This is a genomic window from Nocardia nova (assembly GCF_002933465.1).
Taxonomy (GTDB): Bacteria; Actinomycetota; Actinomycetes; order Mycobacteriales; family Mycobacteriaceae; genus Nocardia; species Nocardia nova_B.
On sequence record NZ_PSZE01000021.1, the window covers coordinates 101,416 to 108,826 of the forward strand.

At 67.6% G+C, this 7,411-nt stretch carries 4 protein-coding genes; 1 reads left to right on the top strand and 3 read right to left on the bottom strand.

Going from position 1 to position 7,411, the window contains the following annotated elements; all coding sequences use genetic code 11:
- Together C5E41_RS23140 and C5E41_RS23145 are read right to left on the bottom strand one after the other, a co-directional pair.
- Window positions 1–2,430 (bottom strand): serine/threonine-protein kinase, encoded by a 2,430-nt coding sequence (locus C5E41_RS23140; RefSeq protein WP_104377857.1) that lies wholly within the window; start codon window positions 2,428–2,430, stop codon window positions 1–3.
- A 127-nt stretch (window positions 2,431–2,557) separates the two neighbouring features.
- The gene (locus C5E41_RS23145; RefSeq protein ID WP_104377858.1) at window positions 2,558–4,108 is read right to left on the bottom strand and encodes an amino acid permease; all 1,551 of its coding nucleotides are present in this window, start codon (window positions 4,106–4,108) and stop codon (window positions 2,558–2,560) included.
- Between the two features lie 184 nt (window positions 4,109–4,292).
- Here C5E41_RS23145 and C5E41_RS23150 point away from each other — a divergent pair, with 184 nt between their 5' ends.
- Window positions 4,293–5,381 carry an SPFH domain-containing protein gene (locus C5E41_RS23150; protein ID WP_104377859.1) on the top strand — a complete coding sequence of 363 codons (1,089 nt, stop codon included), beginning with the start codon at window positions 4,293–4,295 and terminating at the stop codon, window positions 5,379–5,381.
- Window positions 5,382–5,582: 201 nt separating this feature from the next.
- Here the strand turns inward: C5E41_RS23150 and C5E41_RS23155 are convergent.
- Window positions 5,583–7,411: NAD-glutamate dehydrogenase domain-containing protein (locus C5E41_RS23155; RefSeq protein ID WP_146097651.1), on the bottom strand; the 1,829-nt coding region annotated here is incomplete at its 5' end.

Here is a 7,411-nt window from a genome sequence, read left to right on the forward strand (position 1 = left end):
TCACCACCGGGTGCGCGGACGTACCTGATTGGCCAGATCAACGAGCCGGTAGCGATGCAACCGGCCCGGTGCCGTGCGGGCGAGGGCGCGCAGCGAGGTCTCGAGCCCCCGCTGCAAACCGGATTCGGTGAGCGCGAAGCCCAGCAGGGTCGCCTCGGGCCGGCGCGGCTGCCCGCCCGCGCGCAGCCATTCCAGCGCCGCGCCCACCACGACGACCTGCAACTGCAGTGCCCGCGGTTCCTCCGGCAGCGCCTCCAGCCGCTGCGCGGCCGCGGCGAGGTCCTCCTCGGTCACCTCCGCCACCGGTCGCGACACCAGCAACAGTCCGCCGGTCATGTGGGCCAGCGCGTAGTGCCGCGAGGACACCGGTACCCGGTCGAGAACCGCGACGGCGTCGAGCAGCTCGCCGTCGGCGGCCAGTCGCCGCGCCAGTCCGAACGCGGCGCTGACCACCCCGTGGTTGGTGCGCCAGACGGTCCGATAGAAGTCGACCGCGGCCCGGTGCCAGCGATCCGGATCGGCCGGCAGGTCGAGATGCTGCAGGACCAGTTCGGCGGTGGCCGCCAGCGCGAGGGCCGGGGCGATCTCCCCGGGCAGCATGGCGTGCACGGTGTCGAATTGCGTGTAGGCGTGCTCGAAGGCGCCGTCCAGCAGATCGGCGATGCCGCGGTACCAGGACAGCCGCCAGTCGGTGTCGTAGTCGATCATCAGCTCCCGCAACAGGGCCCGCGCCGGGTTCACCTCGCCCAGATCGAGATGGGCGCGCACCGCGGTGAGGGCGCCCTCGAGTTCGAAGGAACCGGTGTCGGCCAGCACCCCGGAGGCGATTCGATCGCGTATGCGCCGCAACGTATCCAGCGCGTGCCGTGGATCCCCGTGCAGCAGCGTCGACATCAGCTCGGCGCTGGGATCGGTGCTGTCGATCAGCGGAACCGGCAGGGCGGCCACCACACCGCGCGCGTCGAGAGTCGGCATCCGGTGGCGGCCGTCGACGATACCGTCGGTCTGACCGATCAGCGTCTCGATGCCGAAATCGCCGCGCATGGAACCGAATTCGACCGAGGCCTGCGGATGTTCCCGGTCGGTGTCGGTGGCCAGTACCATCCGGAGCACGCCGGTGAGCTGGCAATACATCGAATAGGTGGAGGGGAATCGGCGGGCCGGTTCGGGGTCGGTGGCCCGGCGCAGCAGCCGATACAGCGACGGATAGCGGACCAGCAGCGGATGCGCCTGCGGCTCCGGCATTTCCGGGAGCTGATGGCCGCGCTCGTCGCGCGGCAACTGCATCACCAGTGCCGCCAGGGTGCGGCCGACGGTGTAGATGTCGGAGGCGATCGTGGGCCCCGTCTCGGTGATCTCGGGTGCCTGGAAACCCGGTGTGCCGTAGATACTTCCGAACGATTCCATGGCCGCCACCGCGCCGAGGTCGATGAGTTTGACCTCGTCCTCGCTGACCATGATGTTGTCGGGTTTGAGGTCGTTATAGGACAACCCGAACGAATGCAGGTAATCCAGCGCCGGCAGTACCTCCATCACGTACGCGATGGCCTCGGCCACCGGAATGCGCTGCGGCGCACGCTGATCGAGCACGCGTTTGAGCGACTGCCCGCCGACGTACTCCATCACGATATAGCCGTCGGCGACATCGCGGCCCGGGCCGCGGTGCTTGACGAAGTTGTAGATCTTCACGATGCCGGGATAGGCGACCTCCGACAGGAACTGCCGCTCCGCGAGCGCGACCACGTGCGCCTCGAAATCCTGCGGATTCTGCAGGCCTTTGAGCACCACCCAGCGATCGCTGACATTGCGGTCGACGGCCAGGTAGATCCAGCCCAGACCGCCGTGTGCCAGACAACCCTGCACCTCGTACTGGCCGGCGACGACCTCGCCCGGTTGCAGAATCGGCCGGAAGTTGAACGGCGAGCCGCATTTTCCGCAGTCCCCCGCCACCTGCCCGGGGCCCGCGGCGCCCGCGCGCCCGACCGGGGAGTTGCATTTCCAGCAGAACCGCTTCTCCTCGGGCACTTCCGGGTCGTCCAGTACCGCGGCCCGCGGATCCACCGAGACCACCCGCGGCATCTCCACCAGGCCGGCGCCCAGCCGGCGCGGACTCGGCCGCGAGCGCGCGCTGCGACCGGAGCCGGTATCGGTGCCGAGCGTGTCGACCTCGACCTCCGCGGTCACCGGCACGGAGAACGCCTCCGGCGCGAAACGCGGTGCGGCACCGTCTTTCTCGACAGCGATTCCGCCGACGTGCGGCGCCGGCGGTTCGTCCGGGGATTCCACCGCGACGCGCAGTCGTTGCGAGAGTTCCGCCCCGCCGTTACGCCGTGTCGCCCACGGATGCGCATCGGGTCCGCGCACCTCACTGCGGCGGATGCGGCGATTCGCCCACGGATGCGGAAGTGGCGTATCGGGTCGCTCCGGCATGAGAAACCTCCCGAGGCCGCTGATGAACCGGGGCCTCATTCTCGTTCCCCGTTCGCGGTCCCGCGCTCGCGAGCTTCCCACAGCCGGGAACAACTCCGCCCCGGCGGTACCGGGGCGGAGGCAGCGACTACTTCTTGGCGTCGGGCGCTGATCCCGGCTCCCCGGATTCGGCTGCCGACTCGGCCGCCTCACTCTGTAGCGGACGTTCGGCCAGCACCGGGAACTGACCGGTGTAGCCGAGACGCTCGGTGGCCATGGCCAGGACCTTGCGGCGGGCCAGGAACCAGCCCGCGACCAGTGCCGGCAGCATGACGCAGACCATTGCCAGCACGGCGAAGCGCTGCACGTCGTCATCGCTGGCTGCCATCAGGACCACCACGGCTGCCAGGAACACCAGAGTCGCGATGCTGGTGTACGGAGCGCCGATCAGCCGGAACGACGGCCGCTCGGCCTTGCCGACGCGCGACCAGCGCCACAACTGCAACTGGCACAGGATGATCGCCGTCCACGCGAAGATCGTGCCCAGCGCCGACATGTTCAGCACGATCTCGAACGCCTTGTCCGGCACCATCGCGTTGAGTCCGACACCGATCAGCGCGATGCAGCCGGTGGCGAGGATGCCGACGTACGGCACACCCGAACTCGACATGCGCGAGGCCACCTTGGGCGCGCTGCCGTTCATCGCCATCGAGCGCAGAATCCGGCCCGTGGAGTAGAGCCCCGCGTTGAGGCTGGAGAACGCGGCGGTCAGCACGACGAGATTCATGATGGACCCGGCGCCGTTCACCCCGAGTTTGGAGAAGAAGGTGACGAACGGGCTCTCGCCGGCGTGGAAGTCGCTGTAGGGCAACAGCAGTCCGAGCAGGACCAGCGAACCGACGTAGAACAGCGCGATCCGTGCGATCACCGAATTGATCGCGCGCGGCATGATCTTCTCCGGGTTCTCAGCCTCACCCGCGGCGGTGCCGATCAGCTCGACTGCCGCATAGGCGAAGACGACACCGGTGGTGACGGTGACCAGCGGCAGGAATCCGGTCGGGAACAGACCGCCGTGTGCGGAGAGCAGGCTCGGGCCGGTGGTCTGGCCGTCCAGATCGAAGCGGCCGCCGAGGATGACCACACCCACGATCAGGAAGGCCACCAGCGCGACCACCTTGATCAGCGCCGCCCAGAACTCGAGCTCGCCGAACCAGCGCACCGAGATCAGGTTGATGCTGACCACGATCGCGAGCGCGATCAACGCGATGAGCCACTGCGGAATGCTGCGGGTCCCTCCCCAATAGTGGACATAGGTCGCGATCGCGGTGATGTCTACGATCCCGGTCATACACCAGTGGAAGAAGTACATCCAGCCGACGCCGAAAGCCAGTTTCTCCCCGTAGAACTCGCGAGCGTAGGAGACGAACGATCCCGAGGAGGGGCGATGCAGCACCAGCTCGCCGAGGGCCCGCAGGATGAAGAATACGAAAATTCCACAGACGGCGTAGACAAGGAACAGGCCCGGACCCGCGTCGTGCAGGCGGCCGGCGGCGCCGAGGAACAGGCCGGTGCCGATGGCACCGCCGATGGCGATCATCTGCAGCTGCCGGGGGCGCAGCGATTTGTGATAGCCCGCATCCTCGGCATGCAGCGCGTCCGCGGGCGCCGTCGCCTCCGAGGGAGGTCGAACAGTTGTCATGAGGGAGGACCTTTCACGTGACGGCGATCATATCTATGGGCAATGTACCGTCATTCAACGGCACGCTCAATAGGTGGGATGGGTTGTAACACAACGGAAATGCCATCCGCCGAGGTCGGCGGTAGATCATACCAATAGGTATCGGTACGCTGGATAACGACAACGGCCGAGGAAGGGCGAGGATATGGCCTGGTTCGAGCGGGAATTCATCGCCGTCCCGGACGGTCGCAAGGATCAACTGGTCTACAAGTGGCCCGATCTGAACATCCGGCGCTACAGCCGGACAATCGTCAACGCCGATCAGATCGCACTGTTCGTCAAGTCCGGCCGGGTCGTCGCGACGATGGGGCCGGGGCGCCATCGCGTCGACGCCGACGAACTGCCAGTGCTGGGCGCCCTGGTCGACACCGTCACCGGCAACAACTTCTACCGCGCGGAGCTGTATTTCGTTTCCACGCGCGAATTCGCGGGCGTCAAATTCGGCGGCCGTCTCGACGACATCGTCGACCCGGCCAGCGAGCAGATCGTGACGCTGCGGGTGTTCGGCGAATTCGCCCTGTCCGTCCGCGATCCCGCGCAACTGATCACCTCCCTCGTCGGCACCACCGATCTCACCGATCCTGCCGGAGTTCAGGCCTGGTGCGCGGATTTGCTGCTCAAGTCGATGAAGATGACCGTGTCGCACGGCATCTCGCAGGGGGATTGGCAGGTGCTCGGCCTCTCGGCGCAACTGCAGTCGATCGAGTCCGCGGTGGTGCGCCAGACCAATCTCACGCTGTACGAGTACGGAATGCGGATCTCGCGCATGGGTAATTTCGACATCACCCTGGCACCCGAGGACGCCGAGCGGCTCAAACGACTCGCCAAGGATGTCACCTACATCCGGCTCGCCGGCGACTTCCAACGTTACGCCGCCGGAGAAATGGCGCTGGGCGCCGGACAGGGAATGGCGCATGGGCACGGCGGCGGCGAAGGTGGATTCCTCGGCGCCGCACTGGGACTCAACGCGATCGCCGGCATGGGTCAGCAGTCGACGGTGCCGTGGGCCGGCTCGCCTTCGTCCGCGGCGTCACGGCCCGAGAGTGACGATGCCACCGCCTCGGAGCAGGTGACCTGCACATCCTGCGCTACCGACAATCCCCGCGCCGCGCGATTCTGCATGCACTGCGGGACTCGATTGACCGCTCCCCCGCGCCACTGCACCGAATGCGGGACGGATCTCCTTCCCGCGGCCCGGTTCTGCGGCGCCTGCGGCACCCCTGCCGGGGCCTGAGCCGCCGCGGCTGCTCCTACCTCATCCGGAGTCCCGCACCGCGCCGTCCCATACGTTCATATGCAGGCACGAGTTATGTTGGTGCTCAACCAGTTTCGCGTACGCCGACGCCGCCCACTCGTGAAACCGGGTGGGCGGCGGGGTTCCGGAGTGGGTTCGGGTGTGCCGGTCCCAGGCGGCGCACCCGAACCCACCGGCAGGTCAGCTGGGCACCGTCGCCGTCGTTTCGGCGCTGCCGACCATGCTGCGGACCTGGCGTGCGGCCACCGACAGGGTCGCCAGGTCGTGGGATTCGGAGGTGAAGATCTCCCCGAGTGCCGCGCGGGCACGGCTGAGACGGGAGCGGTTGGTCGATTCCCAGTAGGCGATCTTCTCCTCGGGGGTGTCGACCGGTTCCGTGGTGGTCAGCACGTCGGCGGTGAGCGAGCGCAGCGAATCGTAGAGGTCCTCGCGAACCGCCAAGCGCGCCAACGTCTGCCACCGATCGCCGCGATCCAGTCCGGCCACCGCGGACAGCAGGCGCTGGATGTCGAAGTGGGCGTCCAGTGCGTAGTAGAGCGCGGCCACCTCATCGGCATCGCGTTCACAGATGTCGGCGATGTCGAGCACGTCCAGCAGCGGGAACCGATGGATCAGCAGGAATACCTCCTCTGTCAGTTCCCGCGGCGCGCCGTGACCGATCGGCCCGCCGGAGCGCGAGACCAGATCGTCGGCGAGCGCTCCGGGCCGCCAGGCCGGCACCCGCGCCGCCAGCGCCCGTACCCCGTCGCGGTAGCGCGCGATGCCGGCGCCGACCGCGATCGGCTGCGGCCGATTGGTCAGCAGCCAGCGCGCCGCCCGATCCAGGGTGCGTTTGGTCTCCATCTCCAGCTCGTTGCGCGCCGCCGCCGGCATCGGCGTGGTGCGGATGCGCTCCCACAGTGCCCGCAGATCGAAGATCTCCACGGCCGCGGTGAAGGCGCGCACCGCATCGTCGGTGGTGGCGCCGGCCTCCTCGGCGAGCCGGAAGGCGTAGGTGATACCGCCGTAGTCGACCATATCGTTGACTACCATGGTGGCCAGGATCTCCCGGCGCAGCGGATGCCAGCCGATCGCGGCGCCGAAGCGTTCCCGCAGCGGTGTCGGGAAGTAACCCGGCAGCAGTGCCTCGAACGCACTGCTGTCCAGCAGATCACCACTGAGCAGATCCGACTTGAGCGAAAGCTTCACGTGTGCAAGCAGATTGGCGAGCTCCGGTGAGGTCAGCCCGGCGCCGGCGGCGGCGCGCCGGTCCAGTTCGGCATCCGAGGGCAGGGCCTCGAGCTGCCGGTCCACACCGCGCCGGGTCTCCAGTTCCGCGATCAACCGCCGGTGCACCTCCACCATGGCGGCCGCATTCGAGCGCGACAGACCCATCCGGAAGTTCTGGGAGATGTTGTCGCGCAACACCAGTGCCGAGACCTCGTCGGTCATCTCGGCCAGCAGGGCATTGCGGTCCGAGGCCGCCAGCTCGCCGGAGGAAATCGCCGCTCCCAGCAGAACTTTGATGTTGACCTCGTGGTCGGAGCAGTCCACACCGGCGGAATTGTCGAGTGCGTCGGTATTCATCCGGCCACCGCGTTTGCAGAACTCGATTCGCCCGAGCGCGGTGGCGCCCAGATTGCCGCCCTCGCCGATCACTCTGACGCGCAACAGATCCGCGTCGACACGGACGGCGTCGTTGGACTTGTCACCCACATCGGCGTGCGTTTCGGTGCTGGCCTTGATGTAGGTGCCGATACCGCCGTTCCACAGCAGATCGACCGGCGCGAGCAGGATCGCCCGGATCATTTCCGGCGGAGACAGCGTGCTCACGCCCGGATCCAGATCGAGCGCGGCGCGGATCTGCGGCGTAATCGCGATGGCCTTGGCGGAGCGATCGAATACGCCGCCGCCCTCGCTGATCAGCGAGGTGTCGTAATCCGCCCACGACGACCGCGCCAACCCGAACAACCGCCTCCGCTCCCCGAACGACACCCCCGCCACCGGATCCGGATCAATGAAAATATGCC

Coding starts and splice junctions, on each gene's coding strand:
- C5E41_RS23150 (WP_104377859.1), top strand. CDS start 4,293: ATGGCCTGGTTCGAGCGGGAATTCATCGCCGTCCCGGACGGTCGCAAG.
- C5E41_RS23140 (WP_104377857.1), bottom strand. CDS start 2,430: ATGCCGGAGCGACCCGATACGCCACTTCCGCATCCGTGGGCGAATCGC.
- C5E41_RS23145 (WP_104377858.1), bottom strand. CDS start 4,108: ATGACAACTGTTCGACCTCCCTCGGAGGCGACGGCGCCCGCGGACGCG.